Origin of the sequence: Streptomyces sp. 8N114, assembly GCF_052245835.1 — a bacterium.
Classification (GTDB): domain Bacteria; phylum Actinomycetota; class Actinomycetes; order Streptomycetales; family Streptomycetaceae; genus Streptomyces.
In genome coordinates this window covers 19,244-41,942 of record NZ_JBQQBT010000025.1, presented here as the reverse complement: position 1 = coordinate 41,942, position 22,699 = coordinate 19,244, and the positions used below count along the sequence as shown (strand labels likewise).

General features: G+C 70.9%; 15 protein-coding genes. 13 read left to right on the top strand and 2 right to left on the bottom strand.

Features of this window, described 5'->3' with window-relative positions; genetic code table 11:
* Positions 1 to 146 precede the first annotated feature (146 nt).
* The 13 genes from ndk (at position 147) to obgE (ending at position 18,825) form a co-directional block, all read left to right on the top strand.
* Positions 147 to 560, top strand: a complete 414-nt coding sequence (ndk, locus tag ACTWQF_RS31335) for a nucleoside-diphosphate kinase (protein WP_443283114.1) — start codon at positions 147 to 149, stop codon at positions 558 to 560.
* 266 nt (positions 561 to 826) lie between these two features.
* Entirely contained in the window at positions 827 to 1,846 is a 1,020-nt protein-coding gene (locus ACTWQF_RS31330) for a rod shape-determining protein (RefSeq protein WP_026004902.1), read from the top strand.
* Between the two features lie 133 nt (positions 1,847 to 1,979).
* Entirely contained in the window at positions 1,980 to 2,915 is a 936-nt protein-coding gene (gene mreC, locus ACTWQF_RS31325) for a rod shape-determining protein MreC (RefSeq protein WP_443283113.1), read from the top strand.
* Positions 2,916 to 2,920: 5 nt separating this feature from the next.
* On the top strand, positions 2,921 to 3,640 hold the full coding sequence (gene mreD / locus ACTWQF_RS31320) for a rod shape-determining protein MreD (RefSeq protein WP_443283112.1): 720 nt from the start codon (positions 2,921 to 2,923) through the stop codon (positions 3,638 to 3,640).
* 52 nt (positions 3,641 to 3,692) lie between these two features.
* The gene (mrdA, locus tag ACTWQF_RS31315; RefSeq protein WP_443283111.1) at positions 3,693 to 6,014 is read left to right on the top strand and encodes a penicillin-binding protein 2; all 2,322 of its coding nucleotides are present in this window, start codon (positions 3,693 to 3,695) and stop codon (positions 6,012 to 6,014) included.
* Positions 6,011 to 7,210 (top strand): rod shape-determining protein RodA, encoded by a 1,200-nt coding sequence (rodA, locus tag ACTWQF_RS31310; RefSeq protein WP_443283110.1) that lies wholly within the window; start codon positions 6,011 to 6,013, stop codon positions 7,208 to 7,210. The genes mrdA and rodA overlap by 4 nt, the downstream gene beginning before the upstream one ends.
* Before the next feature lie 115 nt (positions 7,211 to 7,325).
* Positions 7,326 to 9,251: a TIGR03960 family B12-binding radical SAM protein gene (locus ACTWQF_RS31305; protein WP_443283109.1), complete on the top strand. Its 1,926-nt coding sequence runs from the start codon at positions 7,326 to 7,328 to the stop codon at positions 9,249 to 9,251.
* Positions 9,252 to 9,360: 109 nt separating this feature from the next.
* Positions 9,361 to 10,500 carry a hypothetical protein gene (locus ACTWQF_RS31300; RefSeq protein ID WP_443283108.1) on the top strand — a complete coding sequence of 380 codons (1,140 nt, stop codon included), beginning with the start codon at positions 9,361 to 9,363 and terminating at the stop codon, positions 10,498 to 10,500.
* 311 nt (positions 10,501 to 10,811) lie between these two features.
* Positions 10,812 to 11,609 (top strand): TIGR03936 family radical SAM-associated protein, encoded by a 798-nt coding sequence (locus ACTWQF_RS31295; protein WP_443283107.1) that lies wholly within the window; start codon positions 10,812 to 10,814, stop codon positions 11,607 to 11,609.
* A 250-nt stretch (positions 11,610 to 11,859) separates the two neighbouring features.
* Entirely contained in the window at positions 11,860 to 16,419 is a 4,560-nt protein-coding gene (locus ACTWQF_RS31290) for an Rne/Rng family ribonuclease (protein ID WP_443283106.1), read from the top strand.
* 223 nt (positions 16,420 to 16,642) lie between these two features.
* On the top strand, positions 16,643 to 16,966 hold the full coding sequence (gene rplU, locus ACTWQF_RS31285) for a 50S ribosomal protein L21 (protein ID WP_443283105.1): 324 nt from the start codon (positions 16,643 to 16,645) through the stop codon (positions 16,964 to 16,966).
* Positions 16,967 to 16,979: 13 nt separating this feature from the next.
* A complete protein-coding gene (rpmA, locus tag ACTWQF_RS31280) occupies positions 16,980 to 17,234 on the top strand; it encodes a 50S ribosomal protein L27 (protein WP_443283104.1) in 255 nt (84 codons plus the stop codon).
* Between the two features lie 151 nt (positions 17,235 to 17,385).
* Positions 17,386 to 18,825 (top strand): GTPase ObgE, encoded by a 1,440-nt coding sequence (gene obgE, locus ACTWQF_RS31275; protein WP_443283103.1) that lies wholly within the window; start codon positions 17,386 to 17,388, stop codon positions 18,823 to 18,825.
* A gap of 52 nt (positions 18,826 to 18,877) precedes the next feature.
* Here the strand turns inward: obgE and ACTWQF_RS31270 are convergent, their stop codons facing one another.
* Together ACTWQF_RS31270 and ACTWQF_RS31265 are read right to left on the bottom strand one after the other, a co-directional pair.
* Entirely contained in the window at positions 18,878 to 20,146 is a 1,269-nt protein-coding gene (locus tag ACTWQF_RS31270; RefSeq protein ID WP_443283102.1) for a phospholipase D-like domain-containing protein, read from the bottom strand.
* Between the two features lie 296 nt (positions 20,147 to 20,442).
* Positions 20,443 to 22,536: a hypothetical protein gene (locus ACTWQF_RS31265; RefSeq protein WP_443283101.1), complete on the bottom strand. Its 2,094-nt coding sequence runs from the start codon at positions 22,534 to 22,536 to the stop codon at positions 20,443 to 20,445.
* Positions 22,537 to 22,699 lie beyond the last annotated feature (163 nt).

Below are 22,699 nucleotides of genomic sequence, written 5' to 3'. Positions count from 1 at the left end.
GTGGCGCATAAGTGCCGCGTAAGCGCCGTATAAGTGCTGCCGGACGGTGCGAGGAGGCGGCGGAAAAGTGATCCCCGGCGTCACCACAGCCGTGGGCCGCAGGTAACCTCTGGTCACCGTACGAGCCCAGCCAAGGAGCCGCACACATGAGCCAGCGCACCCTCGTCCTCCTCAAGCCCGACGCGGTCCGTCGTGGCCTGGTAGGCGAGATCATCGGCCGTATCGAGCGCAAGGCGGGCTGGTCCATCGCGGCCATGGAGCTGCGCACGCTGGATCGGGCCACGCTGGAGCAGCACTACGCGGAGCACGAGGGCCGTCCGTTCTACGAGCCGCTGGTGGAGTTCATGGCCGCGGGTCCGTCCGTCGTCATGGTCGTCGAGGGCGAACGGGTGATCGAAGGTATCCGGGCACTGGCCGGCCCCACCGACCCCATCGCCGCCGCCCCCGGCTCCGTACGCGGCGATTTCGGCACCATTGTGCGGGAGAACCTCATTCACGCCTCGGACTCCGAGGAGTCCGCCGAGCGCGAGATGAAGATTTTCTTCCCCAGCTTTTCCTGAGCTCGACAGCTCAACGAGGTACGACGCCGAATCGGCCGCCAGAGGCGGAATGGACCGGGGCTCGGCTCCGACACGACGTCACCATTACGGTGGCCGTTCGGACTTCCGCCGACAATGGCGGAGGAACCGTCTCTACGTGTTCGAGCAAGCGCGTCTACGATGGAAGCCTCGCGCTTTGAGCATGCCTGCGCGGTAGACCACTTCCTTCCGTAGCCGCACACCACATCGCCCCACTTGGAAGGCCAGACGCATCCATGGGAACCAACATGTCGTTCATCGGCCGTGATATGGCTGTCGACCTCGGGACCGCCAACACGCTGGTGTACGTCAGGGGTCGCGGGATCGTCCTCAACGAGCCGTCCGTCGTTGCGATCAACACCAACACAGGCGGAATCCTGGCGGTCGGCGCCGAGGCGAAGAAGATGATCGGCCGCACCCCTGGCAACATCGTTGCCGTAAGGCCGTTGAAGGACGGCGTCATCGCCGACTTCGAGATCACCGAGCGGATGCTCCGTTACTTCATCCTGAAGATCCACAAGCGGCGCTATCTCGCCCGGCCGCGCGTGGTGGTGTGTGTGCCTTCCGGGATCACCGGTGTCGAGCGGCGCGCCGTCATCGAGGCGTCCACCCAGGCGGGCGCCCGCCAGGTGCACATCATCGAGGAACCGATGGCCGCGGCGATCGGCTCCGGGCTGCCCGTCCACGAGGCCACCGGCAACATGGTCGTGGACATCGGCGGCGGCACCACCGAGGTCGCCGTGATCTCGCTGGGCGGAATCGTCACCGCGCAGTCGATCCGGGTGGCGGGCGACGAGCTCGACAACGCGATCATCCAGCACATCAAGAAGGAGTACAGCCTGCTGCTCGGCGAGCGCACCGCCGAGAGCATCAAGATCACCATCGGTTCGGCGCACGACCTGGACAAGGACGAGCACACCGAGATCCGCGGCCGCGACCTGGTCAGCGGGCTCCCCAAGACCGTGGTGATCTCTGCGGCGGAGGTCCGCAGGGCCATCGAGGAGCCGGTCAACGCGATCGTCGACGCGGTCAAGACCACCCTCGACAAGTGCCCGCCCGAGCTGTCCGGCGATGTGATGGACCGCGGCATCGTGCTCACCGGTGGCGGCGCCCTGCTGCGCGGCCTGGACGAGCGGCTGCGCCGCGAGACGGGGATGCCCATCCACATCGCCGAGGACCCGCTGGACTCGGTGGCGCTGGGCTCCGGTAAGTGCGTGGAGGAGTTCGAGGCACTCCAGCAGGTGCTCGACGCCCAGCCGCGGCGCTGAGCGCCGGACCGGCGAGTACGCCTGTTCGCCATAACTGACCGTTCACGCGGCGGGTCGTTCGAACGCTGTGGCGGCCGCCGCCCTGCACCCCGCGGATGCGGGGCTGCCCCAGAGAAAGGCACGGCCGCCGCACGTGAGGGACACACGAGAAAGCCGGCTGCTGCTCGTCCTGCTGATCGCCATCGCGTTCGCACTGATCACGGTGGATCTCAGAGGGGGCGAGCAGTCTCCGCTCGACGGGGCGCGGCGAGGAGCCGCCTCCGTCCTTGGCCCGGTAGAGAACGGCATGGCCTCGGCGGTCGACCCCGTCGGCAACGCCATCGCCGCCGTCCGTGACTCGGGTGCCCGCCACGAGCGACTCAGCAGACTGGAGCAGGAGAACGCCGCGCTGCGGCAGAAGCTGGGCTCCACCGACCGCAACCGGTCCCGGGCCCAGGAGCTGGACAAGCTCCTCAAGACCGCCGGCGCGGGCGGCTACGGCGTCAAGGGCGCCCAGGTCATCGCGATCGGCGCGGCCCAGGGCTTCTCCTGGACCGTCACCATCGACGCGGGCCACGAGGACGGGCTGCGCCGCGACATGACCGTCCTCAACGGCGACGGGCTGGTCGGCCGCCTCACCACCGTCGGTCCCTCCACCTCCACCGTGCTGCTGGCCAACGACCCCGACTTCACCGTCGGCACCCGTATGGAGAAGAGCAACGAGCTGGGCTTCGCCGCCGGGCGCGGCGGCAGCGCGCTCACCGTCCAGCTGCTCAACGGCAACGCCCGGGTGAAGAAGGGCGACCGGCTGGTCACCTTCGGCTCCAGCAACGACAAGCCGTTCGTACCGGGCGTCCCCGTCGGTGAGGTCATCAAGGTCAACCGGCACCAGGGCGACCTCACCCGGACGGTGCGGGTACGGCCCTACGTCGGCTTCACCCGGCTCGACGTGGTCGGCGTCGTCGTCCAGCCGCCGCGCAAGGACCCGCGCGACGAGGTCCTCAAGTCCAAGAAGCCACCGAAGCCCAAGCCGGCACCCACCGTGACCGTGACCAAGACGCCCAGCGGTAAGCCCTCGCCCAGGAGCTGATCCACGTGTACCTCAACCGGATGCTGCTCTCGGCCGCTCTCGTGGTCGTCGCCCTGATGCTCCAGGTCACCGTGCTGGCCAGACTTCAACTGCCCGGCGCCGTACCGGATCTGCTACTGCTCGTCGTCCTCGGCCTCGCACTGGTCTACGGTCACACCGCGGGCGCCCTTGTCGGCTTCTGCGCCGGACTGCTGGCCGACATCGCCCCGCCGGCCGACCACGCCGTGGGCCGCTACGCGCTGGTGCTCTGCCTCATCGGCTACGCCGCCGGGCTGACCAAGCCGGAGGCCGGGCAGCACCGCTCGGCCACCGTGCCCATGCTCGTCGTGGCCTCCGCCGCCATCGGCTCCACGCTGCTGTACGCGGGGGTGGGCGCGCTGGTCGGGGACACCGTGGCCCGCCAGGTCGGGCTCAGCGGGCTGCTGATCACGGCCACCATCTACGACCTGCTGCTGGCGCCGTTCGTCGTTCCGCTGATCATGTCGTTGGCGCGGCGCGGCGAGAAGGACCCGATCGGCGCCGAGCCCGGCGGCGGCAGCGCGGACGGCGGGATGCGCGCCTACGGCTGGCTCACCTCCGGCACCGGCCTCAGCGCCTCGGCCGGCAGCAGCCTGCTCGGCAAGGGCGGCAAGGGGATGAAAGCCGGCAAGCGTACCCCGCGTAACAAGACGGTGAGCCTGGGCGGCGGCAAGTCGGGCAAGATCAAGGGGGTCAAGCGGCTGTGACGAATGCCCTCCCGTCGCCCGACCACCGCCCCTCAAGGAGGCGCTTCGCGCCATGACCAACATCCCTGACACGGGCCGCTCGTCCCGGGTCACCATCCGGCTGGTCGTCATTCAGATCCTGGTGCTGTCGCTGCTGCTGACGCTGGGCGGCCGGCTGTGGTATCTCCAGGTCCGCAACGGCGACGAATACCAGAAGGAAGCCAAGGGCAACCACGTCCAGCAGGTCGTCGAGCCCGCGACGCGCGGCGCCATCCTGGACGCACGGGGCGTGCCCATCGCGGACAACGAGACCCGGCTGGTGGTCTCGGCCTCCCGCACCGAGCTGATGAAGCAGGACGACGACGGCAAGGCCGTCCTCGAACGGCTCGCCAAGGTCCTGGGCATGTCGCCCAAGACCGTCAAGGAGAAGGTCCGGCTCTGCGACGCCAAGACCCCCCAGCCCTGCTGGAACGGCTCGCCCTACCAGCCGATTCCGGTCACCGACGACGCCAAGCCCAAGCAGGCCCTGCAGATCCGGGAGCGGTCCGAGGACTTCCCCGGGATCACCGCCGAGCCGGAGGCCGTACGCCGCTATCCGGCGCCGTACGGGGCCAACACCTCGCAGGCCCTCGGCTACCTCTCGCCCGTCACCGACGAGGAGATCGAGAAGGCCAAGGACACCGACTCGCCGTTCCTCGCCTCCGACGAGATCGGCCGCAACGGGCTGGAGCGCTCCTACGACAGCCGGCTGCGCGGCTCCTCGGGCGTCACCCGCTACGAGGTGGACAACCTCGGCCGGGTGATGGGCGAGGCCGAGAGCGACAAGGCCCGCCCCGGCTCCAACCTGGTCACCTCGATCGACGCGCGGGTCCAGGCCGTGGCCGAGAAGCAGCTCGACCAGGCGATGAAGGAAGCCCGCAAGGAGCACGACAAGAACACCGGCCGCAACTACAAGGCAGATGCGGGCGCCGTCGTGGTGATGGAGAACAAGACCGGCCGAGTCGTGTCCATGGCCTCCAACCCCGAGTACGACCCCAACGCCTGGGTCGGCGGCATCTCCGGCAAGGAGTACTCCAGGCTCACCGGGAAGAAGTCCAACTACCCGCTGCTGAACCGCGCCATCCAGGGCCTGGCGGCGCCGGGCTCGATCTTCAAGGTCATCTCCACCACGGCCGCCGTCAAGGCGGGCTACCCGTTCAACGGCAACTACGACTGCCCGGCGAGCTACAAGGTGGGCGGCCAGGTCTTCAAGAACTTCGAGTCCGAGAGCCACGGCAACATCAACCTCGGCCGCGCGCTGGAGGTCTCCTGCGACACCGTCTTCTACGACCTGGCCTACAAGCAGTGGAAGAAGGACGGCGGGAACCTGCCCAAGAAGGGCGCCAAGGACTGGTTCTACAAGGCCGCGCACCAGTTCGGCCTCGGTAAGAAGACGGGCGTCGACATCCCCAACGAGGTCGAGGGACGGGTCCCGGACCGCAAGTGGAAGAAGGACTACTGGGAGGCCAACAAGGACGCCTGGTGCAAGCAGGCCGAAGGCGCCAAGGGCCGGCCCAGCTACGCCGAGCGGATCGCCAAGGAGAACTGCGTATCCGGCATGAAGATGCGCGCCGGTGACAGCGTGAACTACTCCATCGGACAGGGCGACACCCTTGTCACCCCGATCCAGATGGCCACCATCTACGGGGCGCTCGGCAACGGCGGCACCCTCTACGACCCCACCCTCGGCAAGGCCGTCGTCAGCCCCGACGGCAAGTCCGTCAAGGAGATCGAGCCGCACTCGCACGGCAAGCTGCCGCTGGGCAAGAAGACGATCGGCCAGATGGACAAGGCCCTCCAGGGCGTGGCCACCCATGGCACGGCGGCCTGGCGGTTCGGTGAGGCGGGCTGGCCGCAGGACAAGATCAAGATGCGGGCCAAGACCGGTACCGCCGAGGTCGCGGGCAAGCAGACCACCTCCTGGCTGGCCACCTACACCGACGACTTCACCGTCGTGATGACCATCTCCCAGGGCGGCACCGGCTCCGGCGCCTCCGGGCCCGCCGTACGCAAGATCTACGACGCGATGTACGGCGTCAACAAGGACGGCGACATCGACAAGAAGAAGGCACTGCTGTCCAAGCCGGAGACCAAGCTGCCGAAGATCGACAAGGACGGCGCCATCGTTCCCCAGCGCGACAAGCGGTCCGCCGACGACGCGTCCAAGCGCCCGTCCGCCTCGCCCTCCGGGCAGGCCGGCCAGAGCCCCAACGCCTCGCCGCCGGGCGAGACACCCCGTACCCGCCGCGAGGCGGCCGAGGCCGTACGGAACGAGGGCGAGCAGCAGCAGCGCCGCCGGGACGGGGCCCAGCAGGCGCGCGACACCCGCGAGCTCGCCGGAGGTGAACGCCCATGAGCACCCGGACGTTCGCCCTCGGCGGCTACGGCCCCCGGCGCCGCTCGGCCTGGGACCGGCTGACCGCGCGTGACTCGATCCTGTGGCGGATGGACTGGATCATCCTGCTGTGCGGCATCGCGCTCGCGGTCATCGGCTCGCTGCTGGTCTACTCCGCCACCCGCAACCGCACCGAGCTCAACCAGGGCGACCCGCAGTACTTCCTGGTACGGCACGTCATCAGCCTCGGGATCGGGATCGCGCTGATGATAGGGACCGTCTGGCTCGGCCACCGCAGACTGCGCAGCGCCGTACCGGTGCTCTACGGCATCGCCGTGCTGCTCGGCGTCTGCGTCCTCACCCCGCTCGGCGCCACCATCAACGGCTCGCGGGCGTGGCTGAACCTCGGTGGCGGCTTCACCATCCAGCCCGCCGAGTTCATCAAGATCACGGTGATTCTGGGCATGGCGATGCTGCTTGCCGCCAAGGTCGACGCGGGCGACCAGGAGCACCCCGACCACCGCACCGTCGTCCACGCGCTCGGCATGGCGGCGCTGTCGATCGTGGTCATCCTGGCCATGCCGGACCTCGGCTCCGTGATGGTGCTGGTCATCATCGTGCTCGCCGTGCTGCTCGCCTCCGGCGCCTCGAACCGCTGGATCATCGGACTGTGCCTGGCGGGCGCCGGGGGAGCGGTGCTGGTGTGGGCGCTCGGGCTGCTGGACGAGTACCAGATCAACCGGTTCGCGGCCTTCGCCAACCCGGCTCTCGACCCGGCCGGCGTCGGCTACAACACCAACCAGGCCCGGATCGCCATCGGTTCCGGCGGTCTCACCGGCAAGGGCCTGTTCGACGGCACCCAGACGACCGGCCAGTTCGTCCCCGAGCAGCAGACCGACTTCGTCTTCACGGTCGCCGGCGAGGAGCTGGGCTTCGTGGGCGGCGGGCTGATCCTCGTCCTGCTCGCCGTCCTGATCTGGCGCGCCTGCCGTATCGCCCGCGAGTCGACGGAGCTGTACAGCACCATCGTCGCGGCCGGCGTGATCGCGTGGTTCGCCTTCCAGGCGTTCGAGAACATCGGGATGACGCTCGGCATCATGCCGGTGGCCGGACTTCCGCTGCCGTTCGTCTCCTACGGCGGTACATCGATGTTCGCGGTGTGGATCGCGGTCGGGCTGCTCCAGTCGATCCGGACCCAGCGGCCGATAGCGGCGTAGCGTGCGGGGGACAAGGCCATCGGGGTGACCGGCCGCAACCGTTACTCTGGACGACTGGCCCTGTCCCCCCTCCCCCAGCCTCCGGCCGGGGGTGCCCCCAGAAAGTGCGCCCCAGATGCCCGTCGAGTCGGTCTTCCCCCAGCTAGAGGCCCTCCTCCCGCACGTCCAGAAGCCGATCCAGTACGTGGGCGGTGAGCTGAACTCCACCGTGAAGGAGTGGGAAGAAGCGGACGTCCGCTGGGCGCTGATGTACCCGGACGCCTACGAGGTCGGCCTGCCCAACCAGGGCGTCATGATCCTCTACGAGGTGCTCAACGAACGCGAGGGGGTCCTGGCCGAGCGCACCTACAGCGTCTGGCCGGACCTGGAGAAGCTGATGCGGGAGCACGGCGTCCCGCAGTTCACCGTCGACGCGCACCGCCCGGTCGGCGCCTTCGACGTGTTCGGCGTCTCGTTCTCCACCGAGCTGGGCTACACCAACCTGCTCACCGCCCTCGATCTGGCCGGTATCCCGATGGAGGCCGCAGACCGCACCGAGGACCACCCGATCGTGATGGCCGGCGGACACGCGGCGTTCAACCCGGAGCCGATCGCGGACTTCCTCGACGTGGCGGTGATCGGCGACGGCGAGCAGGCCGTGCTGGAGGTCACCGAGATCATCCGGGCGTGGAAGGCCGAGGGCCGCCCCGGCGGCCGGGACGAACTGCTGCTGCGACTGGCGAAGACCGGCGGGGTCTACGTGCCGCGCTTCTACGACGTCGAGTATCTGGCCGACGGCCGGATCTCCCGCGTCGTGCCCAACCGCTCCGGCGTCCCGTGGCGGGTGAGCAAGCACACCGTGATGGACCTGGACGAGTGGCCCTACCCCAAGCAGCCGCTGGTGCCCCTCGCGGAGACGGTGCACGAGCGGATGTCCGTGGAGATCTTCCGCGGCTGCACCCGCGGCTGCCGCTTCTGCCAGGCGGGCATGATCACCCGCCCGGTGCGGGAACGGTCCATCACCGGTATCGGCGAAATGGTGGACAAGGGGCTGAAGAACACCGGCTTCGAAGAGGTGGGTCTGCTCTCCCTCTCCTCCGCCGACCACAGCGAGATCGGCGACATCGCCAAGGGTCTGGCCGACCGCTACGAGGAGGACAAGGTCGGGCTGTCCCTGCCCTCCACCCGGGTGGACGCCTTCAACATCGACCTGGCCAACGAGCTGACCCGCAACGGCCGCCGCTCCGGCCTCACCTTCGCCCCCGAGGGCGGCAGCGAACGCATCCGCAAGGTCATCAACAAGATGGTCTCGGAGGAGGACCTGATCCGTACGGTCGCGACGGCGTACGGGAACGGCTGGCGGCAGGTGAAGCTCTACTTCATGTGCGGCCTGCCGACCGAGACCGACGAGGACGTCCTCCAGATCGGCGACATGGCGGTCAACGTCATCGCCAAGGGCCGCGAGGTCGCCAAGTCCAACGACATCCGCTGCACCGTCTCCATCGGCGGCTTCGTACCCAAGCCGCACACCCCCTTCCAGTGGGCGCCGCAGCTCTCCGCCGAGGAGACCGACGCCCGGCTGGCCAAGCTGCGGGACAAGATCCGCGGTGACAAGAAGTACGGCCGCTCGATCGGCTTCCGCTACCACGACGGCAAGCCCGGCATCGTCGAGGGCCTGCTCTCCCGTGGCGATCGCCGCATCGGGGCGGTGATCCGTGAGGTCTACGAGCGCGGCGGCCGGTTCGACGGCTGGCGCGAGTACTTCTCCTACGCCCTGTGGATGGAGTCCGCCGCCAAGGCGCTGGAGGGCACCGGCGTCGACGTCGACTGGTACACCACCCGCGAGCGCTCCTACGAGGAGGTGCTCCCCTGGGACCACCTCGACTCGGGCCTCGACAAGGACTGGCTGTGGGAGGACTGGCAGGACGCCCTCGACGAGACAGAGGTCCCCGACTGCCGCTGGGACCCCTGCTTCGACTGTGGCGTGTGCCCCCAGATGGACACCGAGATCCAGATGGGGCCCACGGGCAAGAAGCTGCTGCCGCTGACGGTGGTGAAGTAGCTCCGCGTCCCGGCCCGGGACAGCTCGGTCCGGGGCCGGGATCCGCCCGTTACCGGATCCGCACACGGCCCGCCGAACCGGCAACCGTGCTCATCCCGTCCTCACCAGCGTGAACGAATATCAGCCACGCCACGGTGCCACCGCTCCCGCGAAGGAACCCGAAGGGTGTCTGACGGCGGCGGTGCGACTGCCGGTACGGATCGTGATGTTCGTGCTGGTGCTGCCCGTCCGCATGGTGTGGGACGGGCTGGTGCTGACAGGGCGTGCGCTGCGGCGCGGGGTGCTGGTGCCGGTCGGGCGCGGGCTGGCATGGCTGGGGCGCACGCTCGTCGTGGCCCCGGCAAGCTGGCTGTGGCGGACCGTCCTCGCACCGGTGTTCCGGGGGATCGGACTGGCGCTGGTCTGGACGGCCAAGGCCCTCTTCGTCTGGCCGTGGGCCGGGCTGTGGCGATACGTGGTGGTGCCGACGGCGCGGGGCATCGCCGTCGCCGTCGCGTTCCTCGTACGCGTCCTGATCGTCGCCCCGCTGGTGTGGATGTACGCCACCCTCCTCACCCCTCTCGGTCACGCGGTGCTGGCCGTGCTGCGCGGTCTGGGCAGCGGCCTGTCCTGGCTGGGGCGGCACCTTCTGCTGCTGCCCGTGGTGCTGCTGTGGCGTTATGTGCTGGCCCCCGTGGGGCGGGGCATCGCCGTGACCCTCGGCTGGATGTGGCGGTGGCTGGTGGTGGCTCCGGTGGTGGGCCTCTACCGGTATGTGCTGACCCCCCTCGGGCATGCGGTGGTGGCCGTGGTGCGCGGGGTGGGCGCGGGGCTGGGGTGGCTGGGGCGGTATCTGATCGTGGTGCCCGCCGTCGCCCTTTACCGCTGGGTGCTCGCGCCCGTGGGGCGCGGCCTGGTGTTGGTCCTGCGGGAGATCGCGAGTGCGGTCGTCGTCGCCTGGCGGGTGGCCGGCCGGGTGACGGCGGCGGTCTTCCGGTGCGTCGGACGGGTGCTGTACGTGCTGCTTGTGGCCCCGTTCGTGGGGCTTTGGCGGTATGTGCTGGCCCCCATGGGTCGGGTGCTGCGCGACTGGCTGTGGCGCCCGCTCGCCGTCGCCGCACGGGCGGTGGGCCGCTCGCTGCGGGCCGCCGCGGGGTCGGTGCGGGCGGCTCTCGGGGCAGCGCGTGAATCGGCGCGCGCGACGCGGGCAGAGATACGGCGTGCCCTCTTCGGAGCGCCCCGCTCCAAGGAGCGGGAGCCGCTGCCGTAGGGCAGCCGCGTACCCTGGGCAGCAGGATCATCCGCACGAACCTGGGGGTCCCCGGCCGGACGCCGGGGGTGTCCCGGGACCGGCCCGGCGGACGCTGCACCAGTGTCCGGCCGCGTTCGACCGCAGGTCAGGCGCCTCGTCACCGAGGGCGTCGGCCTGAGTGGTGCGGACTTCCGCCTTCGTACACGACGCACTATGACGCACAAGACAGACCCATAAGACATGGGCGGCCGTGCCCCGCGCGCCGTCCGGCACCGAGGAGAGAACCACTGGGCAAGCGACAGCCCGAAGGCCCGCCGCCCGCACCCACCGTGCAGCGCCTACGCCTGCGCTACACGAAGCGAGGCCGCCTTCGGTTCACCAGCCACCGCGACTTCCAGCGCGCCTTCGAACGGGCACTGCGCCGGGCCGAGGTACCCATGGCGTACTCCGCCGGGTTCACCCCGCACCCCAAGGTCAGCTACGCCAACGCCGCCCCCACCGGCACCGGCAGCGAGGCCGAGTACCTGGAGATCGCCCTCGCCCGGCAGTGCGACGCCGAACAGCTGCGCGCGCTGCTGGACAGCTGCATGCCGGACGGGCTCGACATCGTCGACGCCGTCGAGGCAAACGGCTCCGACTTCAGCGACCGGCTCCAGGCGTCCGTATGGGAGCTCCGGCTCGACGGCGTCACCCCGCAGGAGGCACAGCAGGCGGCGGACGCCTTTCTGGCGGCCGAGTCCGTCGAGGTGCAGCGGCAGACCAAGAAGGGCATCCGGTCCTTCGACGCCCGGGCAGCCGTCCGCTCGCTGACGGTCGCCGCGCAGAGCGCCGAGGCGGACGCCTCCACCGGCGCCGATAGGCCCGGCAAGGGGGCCTGTGCGATACTGCGCCTGGTAGTACGACACGTGACACCTGCCGTACGACCCGACGACGTCCTGTCCGGTCTCCGCGCTACGGCCGACCTGGCGCCGCCAGTCGCCGCAGCGGTGACCAGGCTGGCGCAGGGGCCGCTCGATGAGGAGAGCGGCACGGTGACCGACCCGTTCGCACCTGACCGCGACGCGCTTCCGGAGCCCATCGGCTCAGGGATCTCCAGCGCCGCGACGGTGCCGGGCGGCGCCGCGTAGGACAGCCGCCGAAGCCGCGCCGCCGCCGACGACGCACGCCAGGGAGCCACCCGGGCAGCCGTACGGCAGGCGAGCGCACAGACCAGCAGACTTTCGCCGTAGCCGGGCCGGAACAAGGGCCGGAACCGGCGAGTAAGACAACGAGCTCCCGTGCGGCGCCCGCGCCCCGGAGAGCGATCCACCCGCGAGGGTGGGTCGCCCCGGACCCCCAGAGCGCGGCGCCCGGGAGCGTGACGGGAGAACCGCCCGCATGCTCGAACCAACTGAATCCAACGAAGCCGAGGCAGCCGCAGTCGGCACCGCCGCTTCCGCGGAAGCCGCCACTTCCGCCGTTCCCGGTGGATCCACCGTGTCCGGCGGATCGGTCGTCGACAGTGAGGCCACTGTCGGCGGCGGAGCCGCCGGTGCGCCCGAGACCGCCGGTGGTGCGCTGAGCACACCGAGCGACACCCTGCCTCCGCGCCGCCGTCGCCGCGCCGCCAGCCGCCCCGCGGGGCCGCCGTCCGCTGCGGACACCGCGGAGGCCGCGGACTCCGGGGAGGCCGCGGATGTGACGGCCGCCGAGCCCGCGCTGCCGACCGTGCAGAACAGCGCCGCCGACGCCCCGCAGGACGCCGGGGCCCAGGACAGCTCCGAGAGCGACGCTTCCGCCGAGGTCGCTCCGGCTCCCGCTGCCCGCACACGCAGCCGCGCCACCCGAAAGGCCACCGCTCCGGCCGGTTCGCCGCCTCCGGCGGAGCCCGCGGAGCAGACCGAGAGTGCCGAGCAGACCGTTGCCGCCGCGCAGCCGGAGGCCGGGGGCACCGTCGAGGTGGGGACGGAGCCGCCGAAGTCCGGCGGACGCCGCCGCGCCACCCGTAAGGCCACGGCTCCGGCCGGTTCGCCGCCTCCGGCGGAGCCCGCCGCCGAGTCGGTGAGCGCCGAGCAGACCGAGAGCACCGAGGGGGCGGAGACCGAGGCCGAGGCGCCGAAGGCCCGTACCCGGCGCCGGGCCACCAGCCGTAGGACGGCCCCCGCCGAGGGCGCCGACGAGACGGCCGAGGAGAAGCCCGCGACGGCCGGGCGCCGCCGCACGACCCGTGAGGCGTCCGGGCCCGCGGCCGAGGCCGCCGAGCCCGGCGAGGGCGCCGAGGTTGCTGCCCAGCCGGCCGAGGCGGAGACCGAAGCGCCGAAGGCGCGCAGCCGTCGCCGTACGAGCAGCCGCAAGGCCGCCGCTGCCGAGGCGGAGGCCGAGCCGGAGACCGAGGCTCCCGCCGAGCCCGCGCCCGGTGGCCGTACCCGGCGCCGGGCGACCCGCGCCGGTTCCGCACCCGTCTCCGCCGAGGCGGCAGAGGTCACAGAGCCCGCCGAGGCGAACGGGCCCACCGAAGAGGCCGCCGCCGAGACCACCGAGGCGGCAGCGAGCGCCGAGCAGGCGGCGGCCGGTGAGGCCGCAGCGCCTGGCCGCACCCGTCGTCGCGCGACCCGCAAGGGCGCCCAGGTGGCCGAGACGCCGCAGGAGGCGGAGCCGGCCGAGCCGCACATCGCCAAGGGCTTCGCGGCCCCCACGAGCGAAGCGACCCGTAAGGCCGAGGCCGATGCGGCCGCCGAGAGTGCCGATCAGACCGCGAAGGCGGAAAAGGCCGAGCAGCCCGGCAAGGCTGAGAAGACCGAGGGGCGCGCCGGGCGCCGCAAGCGGCCCGCGCCGCCCGTGGCGATGTTCCAGCCGCCCGTCTTCACCGAGCCGGCTTTCCAGACCCCGCAGTCCGCCGCCGCTGCGGCCGAGGCGGAGCGGCGGGCCGAGGCCGAGGCCGAGCAGGGGGCCGAGCCCGAGGCCGTCGAGGACGAGACCGCGGGCACCCCGCGCCGTCGCCGTCGCCGCCGCGCGGAGTCGGCCGAACAGCAGCCCGCCGAGCAGCAGCCCGCGGCCCGGGACGAGCGGGAGGACCGCGAAGCCCCGGACCAGGACACCGAGGGCGAGGAGCAGGAGGGCGCCCAGGCGGACGAGCGTCCCGCGCGCCGTCGGCGCCGGGGTGGCCGCCGTCGGCGCCGTGGCGAGAGCGCCGAGCAGGCGGAGGGCGCCGAGACCGACGAGCAGGAGGAGCGCGAGGACCGCTCCGAGGCCGCCGAGGAAGGCGAGGCCGGCGAGCCGGCCGCAGCCGGAACCGAGGCGGAGGCCGCCGGTGGCGACGAGGAGGAGACGGTGCCCGCCGGCGCCGCCTCCAGCAGCAGCTCGCGCCGTCGCCGTCGGCGCCGTCGCCGGTCGGGCGACACGGAGGCTCCCGCGACCGAGACCGTCACCGCGGACGACCCCGAGCGCACCGTCGTCAAGGTCCGCGAGCCCCGTAAGAAGAAGGACGAGCCCTCCGACGAGGTGCAGGCCATCAAGGGCTCCACCCGGCTGGAGGCCAAGAAGCAGCGCCGCCGCGAGGGCCGCGAGCAGGGCCGTCGCCGGGTACCGATCATCACCGAGGCGGAGTTCCTCGCCCGCCGCGAGGCCGTCAAGCGCGAGATGATCGTCCGGCAGAGCGGTGAGCGCACCCAGATCGCCGTCCTCGAGGACGACGTGCTGGTCGAGCACTTCGTCAACAAGGAGCAGTCGACCTCGTACGTCGGCAACGTCTACCTCGGCAAGGTGCAGAACGTGCTGCCGTCGATGGAGGCCGCCTTCGTCGACATCGGCAAGGGCCGCAACGCCGTGCTGTACGCGGGCGAGGTCAACTTCGAGTCGCTGGGCATGGGGAACGGGCCGCGGCGTATCGAGACCGCGCTCAAGTCGGGCCAGTCGGTGCTGGTGCAGGTCACCAAGGACCCGATCGGCCACAAGGGCGCCCGGCTGACCAGCCAGGTCTCGCTGCCCGGCCGCTACCTCGTCTATGTGCCCGAGGGCTCCATGACGGGCATCAGCCGCAAGCTCCCGGACACCGAGCGCTCGCGGCTCAAGCAGATCCTCAAGCGGGTCGTCCCCGAGGGCGCCGGCGTGATCGTCCGTACGGCGGCCGAGGGCGCAAGCGAGGACGAGCTGCGCCGCGACGTCGAGCGGCTCCAGGCGCAGTGGGAGGACATCCAGAAGAAGGCCCAGAAGGGCAACGCGCCCACGCTGCTCTACGGCGAGCCGGACATGACCGTCCGCGTGGTGCGGGACATCTTCAACGAGGACTTCTCCAAGGTCATCGTCAGCGGTGACGAAGCCTGGGAAACCATCCACGGCTATGTCTCCCACGTGGCGCCCGACCTGGGTGAGCGGCTCCAGAAGTGGACCTCGGACGTGGACGTCTTCGCGACGTACCGCATCGACGAGCAGCTCGCCAAGGCGCTGGACCGCAAGGTGTGGCTGCCCAGTGGTGGCTCGCTGGTGATCGACAGGACCGAGGCGATGATCGTCGTCGACGTCAACACCGGCAAGTTCACCGGCCAGGGCGGCAACCTGGAGGAGACGGTCACCAGGAACAACCTGGAGGCGGCCGAGGAGATCGTGCGCCAGCTGCGGCTGCGCGACCTCGGCGGCATCATCGTGATCGACTTCATCGACATGGTCCTGGAGTCCAACCGCGATCTGGTGCTGCGCCGCCTGCTGGAGTGCCTGGGCAGAGACCGTACGAAGCACCAGGTGGCGGAGGTCACCTCGCTGGGCCTCGTGCAGATGACCCGAAAGCGGGTCGGGCAGGGGCTGCTGGAGTCGTTCTCCGAGCAGTGCGTGCACTGCAACGGGCGCGGTGTCCTCGTGCACATGGACCAGGCCACGGCCGCCGGTGCCGGTGGCGGCGGCAAGAAGGGCAAGAAGGGCAAGGGCAAGGCGGACAAGGGCGGCCCGCAGATCGTCCAGCCGCAGCCCGCTCCCGTCGAGCCCGTTCCGGCGCTGCCGGAGCCCTCGCCCGCCACCGCGCCCGCTGCCGCCGCCGTGGAGCCCTCGGAGATGGTGGCCGAGGCCGCCGACGTCTCGGCACCGGCCCCCGCGCCGGTGGAGTTCGTACCGGACGAGGAGCTGTTCAGCAGCGCCGCCGAGGCGGAGGCCGCGGCTGCCTCCGCGCGCGGCGGCCGACGGCGCCGGGGCAGCCGCAAGGCCAGCGCCCCCGCCGGGTCCCCGAGGCAGGCGGCGAGCGAGACCGCCGAGGTGGTCGAGCCGGCGACACCGGAGCCGGCGGTTTCGGAGCCGCCAGTTTCGGAGCGTGCCGTAGAGCCCGCCCCGACCGAGCCCGCCGCGGCCGAGGCTGCTGTTCCGGCTGAAGCCGCTGCTGCTCCTGCTCCTGCTGCTGCTCCTGCTGAGGCCGAGCAGGTCGCCGGTGCGCGGCGTCGGCGGCGGGTGACGCGCAAGGCCAGCGCTCCGGCCGGTGCTCCCCGGACGGGTGACGGCACCGCTGCCGTGCTGGTCGTCCCCTCGGACGAGGTGGCCGCTCCTGCTGCAGCCCCCGCCGAGCCCGAGCCGGTGGTCGGCGAGGTCGTCACCGATGTGGCTCCGGTCCGGCCCCGGCGGCGGGTGACCCGTACGGTCACCACGACCGCTCCCGCGGACGAGGGCGCGGGCGAGGCCGAGGCCGAGGCCGCCGCTCCCGCGAAGAAGGCCGCTGCGAAGAAGGCGGCCAATAAGGCCCCGGCGAAGAAGGCGACGGCCAAGAAGGCCCCGGCGAAGAAGGCGACGGCCAAGAAGGCCGCGGCCAAGAAGACGACGGCCAAGTCGGCAGCGAAGGCGACCGAAAAGGCGACGACGGCGAAGACGGCCGCGAAGTCGACGGCGAAGAAGAGCGCCAAGAAGTCCGCCGCCAAGAAGACGGCCGCTGCCGAGCAGGAAGGCGGAGCCGGAGCGGTGTCCGCCGCGGCCTCCGAGGAGTGACCGAGGGGCGGGGAGGGCCGGTCCCTCCCCGCCCCGACCAGGCCCCAGGTCCGTATGGGGTACCCTTGACCGTCGGCGTGCCCTCACCTGGGCGCGCTGCTCCTGAGCAAATCCCTCCCGGTTCCCGGGAGAGGCCGCTCAATCCTTCCGGATCAGATCCGCGCTTCGGCGCGGGCGGGCGGCTGGCGTCAGGAGCTTCGATTCGAGCGAGAGAGAGTTCCGCGTGTACGCGATCGTGCGCACCGGCGGGCGCCAGCAGAGGGTCTCTGTGGGCGACGTCATCGAGGTTGACCGTATTTCCGAAAGCAAGGTCGGCGACACCGTCGAGCTCTCGACCCTGCTCGTCGTCGACGGGGAAGCGGTCACCAGCGACCCCTGGGTCCTGGCGGGCGTGAAGGTCCAGGCCGAGGTGGTGGACCACCACAAGGGCGACAAGATCCGGATCCAGAAGTACAAGAACAAGACCGGGTACAAGAAGCGCATCGGCCACCGCCAGCTGCACACCGCGCTGAAGGTCACCGACATCCCCGCTCCGGCCAAGAAGTAAGGACTGAGGAGAGATGGCACACAAGAAGGGCGCATCGTCCACCCGGAACGGTCGCGACTCCAACCCGCAGTATCTCGGCGTGAAGCGCTTCGGCGGTCAGGTCGTCAACGCGGGTGAGATCCTGGTCCGCCAGCGCGGTACCCACTTCCACCCGGGCAAGGGCGTCGGCCGCGGCGGCGACGACACCCTGTTCGCGCTGGACGCGGGTGCGGTGCAGTTCGGCACCCACCGCGGCCGCAAGGTCGTGAACATCGTCCCGGCCGGCTGAGCAAGCCACCGGACGACACACTCTCCACATCCGAGGGCGGACCTCCTTCTCCCGTACGTACGGCGTATGCGTACGTACGGGAAGCGGGTCCGCCCTCGGCGCGTAGTACGCGCGTAGTACACCCCCCAGCACGCCTTGGAGGCACATCCCTATGACCACCTTCGTGGACCGCGTCGAGCTGCATGTCGCCGCGGGTAACGGTGGGCACGGCTGCGCCTCCGTGCACCGGGAGAAGTTCAAGCCCCTCGGTGGGCCCGACGGCGGCAACGGCGGGCGCGGCGGCGACGTGATCTTCGTCGTCGACCCGGATGTGACGACGCTGCTCGACTATCACCACAGCCCGCACCGCAAGGCCACCAACGGTCGGCCCGGCGAGGGCGGGCACCGGTCCGGGCAGGAGGGCAAGGACCTGGTGCTGCCGGTACCGGACGGCACCGTCGTCCTCGACAAGCGGGGTGAGGTGCTGGCCGACATGGTCGGTGCCGGCACCACCTTCGTCGCGGGCCGCGGCGGGCGCGGCGGGCTCGGCAACGCGGCGCTGGCCTCCGCGCGGCGCAAGGCGCCCGGCTTCGCGCTGCTGGGCGAGCCCGGCGAGGCGCGGGACGTCGTCCTGGAGCTGAAGACCGTCGCGGACGTCGCGCTCGTCGGCTACCCGAGTGCGGGCAAGTCCTCGCTGATCTCGGTGCTCTCGGCGGCCAAGCCGAAGATTGCCGATTACCCCTTCACCACGCTGGTGCCCAACCTGGGCGTGGTCACCGCCGGGGGCTCTGTCTACACCATCGCCGACGTGCCAGGGCTGATCCCTGGTGCCAGCGAGGGCAAGGGGCTCGGGCTGGAGTTCCTGCGGCACGTCGAGCGCTGCTCCGTGCTGGTCCACGTACTGGACTGCGCCACGCTGGAGACCGACCGCGACCCCGTCTCCGACCTGGATGTGATCGAGGCCGAGCTGGCCCGCTACGGGGGTCTGGAGGACCGGCCGCGCGTCGTCGTCCTCAACAAGACGGACATCCCCGAGGGCAAGGACCTGGCCGACATCATCCGGCCCGACCTTGAGCAGCGCGGCATGCCCGTCTTCGAGGTCTCCGCCGTCTCCCGACAGGGCCTCAAGGAACTGTCGTACGCGCTGGCGGGCCTGGTGGACGAGGCGCGCGCCGCACGCCCCGCGCAGGAGTCCACCCGCATCGTCATCCGGCCCAAGGCCGTCGACGACGCGGGCTTCACGGTGACCCGCATCGAGGAGGGCTTCTTCCGGGTGCGCGGCGAGAAGCCCGAACGCTGGGTGCGGCAGACCGACTTCAACAACGACGAGGCCGTCGGCTACCTCGCCGACCGCCTCGCGCGCCTCGGTGTCGAGGAGGAGCTGCTGAAGGCGGGCGCCCGCGAGGGCGACGGCGTCGCCATCGGCGACGAGGACAACGCCGTCGTCTTCGACTGGGAGCCCACCATGGTCACCGGCGCCGAAATGCTCGGCCGCCGCGGCGAGGACCACCGCATGGAAGCCCCCCGCCCCGCAGCCCAGCGCCGCCGCGACCGCGAGGCCGAGCGCGACGAAGTCCTGGGCGAGTACGAGGACTTCGACCCGTTCGAGTGAGGGGCCGCGGCAACCGCCGGACGATCGGACGGCGTTTCCGAGCCGGCTGACGTCAGTCCTCCGGTTGTGGGCTCACTCCCTTGCAGCTGGGGGTGTTGTCGGTGAGGCCGGGGAAGGCGGAGTCGCGTACGAGGCGGAAGCGGCGTACGTAGGTGTCGTGGACGGCGGAGTTGTCGATCTTCAACAGCGCTTCGTCGTTCCTGGTGAGGGCCGGGCCCGAGTAGTTGTGGCTGCCGGTCCACACCAGCTTGTCCGGGGTGCCTGCGTAGCGGCCGGAGATCATCAGGGTCTTGGAGTGGATGACTTGGCGTGAGGTGTTGTGGTTGGCGTCGTCGTCGTAGTGCAGGCACCGTACGGCCGGGCCGCCGCGTGCGTGCAGGGCCTCCCAGGTGCCGGGTGAGCCGGTGCTGTCCTTGCTGTCGGTCTCGGCGTAGACGATGTCGACGGCGCAGCCCTGCCGTTGCAGTGCGGTGAGCTTCTCGGCGACGCCCTGCCGGGTGAACTTGAACATGGCCAGCCGCACTCTGGTGCGGTGGCTGCCGCGCGCGTCCTTCCAGCGGCAGGTGACGTGGTCGAGGATGCCGCGCACGGTGTCGCGGTCGTTCGGCCGCGGGAAGAAGTAGCCCGTGTACCGCGAGGCGCGTGAGCGGGTGTAGCGCCAGGCACGCCAGTCGGCCGCGGCGACCTTGTCGAAGTAGCGGCTGTAGGCCGCGTGGGTGGGGGCATGGGAGACGACCATCGCGTCGTTCCAGAACTTGGTGTAGCTGCCGGTGGACAGGTTCGAGGACGTCTGCACCACGACGTTCCGTAAACCGCCGGTACGGGAGAAGAGCCAGAACTTGTTGTGCGCGATGGAAGCGCCCGAACGCGGGTTGCCCAGGCAGGACTTCCCCTTCGGGCAGAGCCCGACGAAGGACCGTTTCGCCCGGTTGGTGCCGAGCGCCTTGCGGAGGATCGTGTAGGAGCTGCTGGAGGGCATCGCGGTCACGCTGGACTTGTCCAGCATCACCCGGACGTGTACGCGGCGCTTGGCGGAGGTGTGCGCCTTGGCGAGCGCGCGGGCCACCTCGGCGTCCCAGAAGTGGTAGAGGGCGACCTTGATCGTGGAGCGGGGCGCTGCGGCCTTGATGCGGGCCAGCAGGTCGCTGCGGATGGTGCGCTGCTGGGCGGCGGTGCCGTTGGGCCGGTTGAAGACGGGGCCGGTGCCGGGACCGATGCCGGTAGCGGCGGCTGCGGCGGGGGAGGGGGCGGCGAGGTGGAGCCCTGCCACCAGGAGCAGAGCAAGCGGTGTTGCGGCGGTTCTCAGGCGTGTCACGTGCATGCCCTCCTGGCTGATGGTGCGGAACCCGGCAAACGTGCATGCCGGGTCGTCAGCGAGCGTAGGGACGCGATGCCCGGCTTTCAGGGCATTACGTAACGGCCTGGGGCGGGTGGAACCTGATGTGACGCAGGCATACGAAAGGGCCCCGAGAGGTGAACTCCTCCCGGGGCCCCGCACCGTTCCGCGCTCCTGCGCGCCGGTGTATGCCGTACGCGTCGCACGAACGAGTGGCCCGGCGAACGAGTGGCGGTGTGGCGCAGCGCCGGCCGCGCAGGTCGGCGACCGGCGTCAGTGCCTCATGTCGATACCGCGTCCTCCGGGTCCGCGGTGCTCGGCGCCTCCATCTCGGCTTCCTCGGCGGCTTCCTCCGCTTCCCGCTGGCCGGGGATCTCGGTCGTACGCTGCGCGACGCGCTCGTTCCGGGCCTCGGCCTCAACCGCCAGCTCCAGTGCCGCGGCGTTGAAGCGGGCGAGCGAGGGCGGGTCGGAGGGGCCCAGCAGATGCGTCTTGAGCTCCTGGCGGGCCCGCACCAGATTGTCCTTCTCCGGGTGGCGCACCGACTCCAGCAGCGCGGGAATCTGCCCCGCGTCGGGCGTGAGCACCGTGCCGGCCCGTACGGTCGGGAAGGTGCCGCGGAACTCGTCCTCGGTCATACCGCTGGTGTTGGCGACCGCGTACGGCTTCTCGCTGCTGAGGTAGTCGGAGACGACGGAGGAGACGTCCGAGATCAGCAGGTCGGCCTGGTTGAAGCAGCTGAAGATCGCCGGCCGCGGGCCGGTGATGATCTGGTGCTCCCACTCCGGGAAGGACGCCCAGTAGGCCGCCTCCCACGCCTCGGTGGCGGCCCGCACCCGATCGGCGTTGCCCTCCTCGGGCGTGCCCTGGATCTTCATCCGCTCCATCTCGTCCGCGCTGCGGCGGAACGCGGAGGTGGAGACCTGGTCCAGCTCCGCCGTGCGGCGCTCCAGCTCGGCGACGGCTTCCGGATTGCGCCGGGCGTCGCCGCGGGCCGTGTTGGCCTCCGTGATCAGGGCGCGGATGCGCTGGTCGGCGGCGCCCGCGCGGGGGTCGACCGAGCCGGTCATCGGGTGCGGCTTGTACAGCAGCCGCACCTTCGGGTCCGCCAGCAGCGCCTTGACGATGTTCTCGCCGGCCAGCGGCACCGAGGTGTTGCCCGGGTTGCCGTCCCAGCCCTCCCAGGTGGGCGCGTACAGCACTGTCGTGTACTCGCTCCGGGACGCCGCCGCGCGCTCGTCGGCGTGCTGGATGGGGCTCAGCTGCGGGCGGCCGACCTCGACCACGTCCTTGTCGTCCACTCCGACCTCGGCGAGCTGGTAGCGCTCGCGGGCCGCCTCACCGGCGACCCACACCTGGTCGTACGCCTTGGCGTAGGGGTTGCAGGAGGAGAGCTTGTCGGACTCGCCGTGGTTGATGAAGGCGTGCTTGAGGGTGGGGATGCGCAACACCTGGGACGTCTTGCCGGAGTTCGCCGGGTGCAGCAGCACCTTGAGCGTGGAGTGCTCCAGTCGCATCAGATGGGCGACCTTGGGGATGCAGACGATCGGAATGTCGGTGGCGTCGATCTTCTGCACCATGAACCGCTCACGCAGCACGATCAGCGGGCGTCCGTCCAGCTGGGCGAGGGTGCCCAGCCACATGTTCGCCTGATAGGCGGAGGACGCACCGCCGGAGAAGTACATGCCGACGGTGGGCTTGTACTGCTCCAGCCACTGATCCAGCCACGCCAGCACGGCCTGCTCACTCCTGGAGCGGTTCTTCGGCAGCAGCCAGGTGGCCAGGTAGAAGGCGCTGCTCAGCGACAGCAGCAGGGTGCAGCTCACGCCGATGAGGCCCCACTCCTGGACCGACAGGCTCGCGCTGAGCATCAGGCCCACGGTGCCCGGGATCGAGAAGCGCAGCAGCCTGCGGCTGGGCTGGCGGGCCAGCAGCCGGGAGGGCGCGTCGGCGAGGTTCAGTGCCGAGGTGTCGATGTTGCGGGTGACGACCGGCAGCGTGCGGGTGCGGCGCACCAGCTGGGCCACCGCCTGGCACAGGAAGTGCGCGGCGTACGCGGCCAGCAGCAGCAGGGTGAGCGGGCGCTCGATGTCCGGCGGGACCTCGGGAATGCGCACCAGGCCGATGACGACCAGCATGTCGCGCAGCAGCTGGCGCGTGGTGACGTCGAAACGGACCTTCCCGAGCAGCGCCAGCAGTCCCGGCTGCTTGTGCGTCAGGTACAGGTCGAGGGCGAGTCCCGCCAGCGAGGCGGCGACGAAGACGGGCACGTTCGGCAGCAGCGCACCCGCGAGCTGCACGGTGTAGAACACCGCGAGCGCGAGCAGGGCCGCGAGCTGCACGGCGCGTCGTGTGGAGAGTCCGGCAGAGGGCACGGGCTGGGCTCCTGGCATGGAGATCGAGGGTCGACGGGAACGGGCTGAGGGGTGGCCGGTGGCGGTGGCCAGGGTCGACCACCGACCGTATGACGCCCGCGGGTCAAGTGACAATCTTCGCCGGGCCAAGATGCGGGCTTACCTGGTCAAAGGTAACCATCCG

Bases quoted from the DNA above. Each gene is read 5' to 3' on its own strand.
- ndk (WP_443283114.1), top strand. From the start codon at position 147: ATGAGCCAGCGCACCCTCGTCCTCCTCAAGCCCGACGCGGTCCGTCGT.
- ACTWQF_RS31290 (WP_443283106.1), top strand. From the start codon at position 11,860: ATGCTCGAACCAACTGAATCCAACGAAGCCGAGGCAGCCGCAGTCGGC.
- ACTWQF_RS31270 (WP_443283102.1), bottom strand. From the start codon at position 20,146: ATGCACGTGACACGCCTGAGAACCGCCGCAACACCGCTTGCTCTGCTC.
- ACTWQF_RS31305 (WP_443283109.1), top strand. From the start codon at position 7,326: ATGCCCGTCGAGTCGGTCTTCCCCCAGCTAGAGGCCCTCCTCCCGCAC.
- rodA (WP_443283110.1), top strand. From the start codon at position 6,011: ATGAGCACCCGGACGTTCGCCCTCGGCGGCTACGGCCCCCGGCGCCGC.
- rpmA (WP_443283104.1), top strand. From the start codon at position 16,980: ATGGCACACAAGAAGGGCGCATCGTCCACCCGGAACGGTCGCGACTCC.
- ACTWQF_RS31330 (WP_026004902.1), top strand. From the start codon at position 827: ATGTCGTTCATCGGCCGTGATATGGCTGTCGACCTCGGGACCGCCAAC.
- mrdA (WP_443283111.1), top strand. From the start codon at position 3,693: ATGACCAACATCCCTGACACGGGCCGCTCGTCCCGGGTCACCATCCGG.
- obgE (WP_443283103.1), top strand. From the start codon at position 17,386: ATGACCACCTTCGTGGACCGCGTCGAGCTGCATGTCGCCGCGGGTAAC.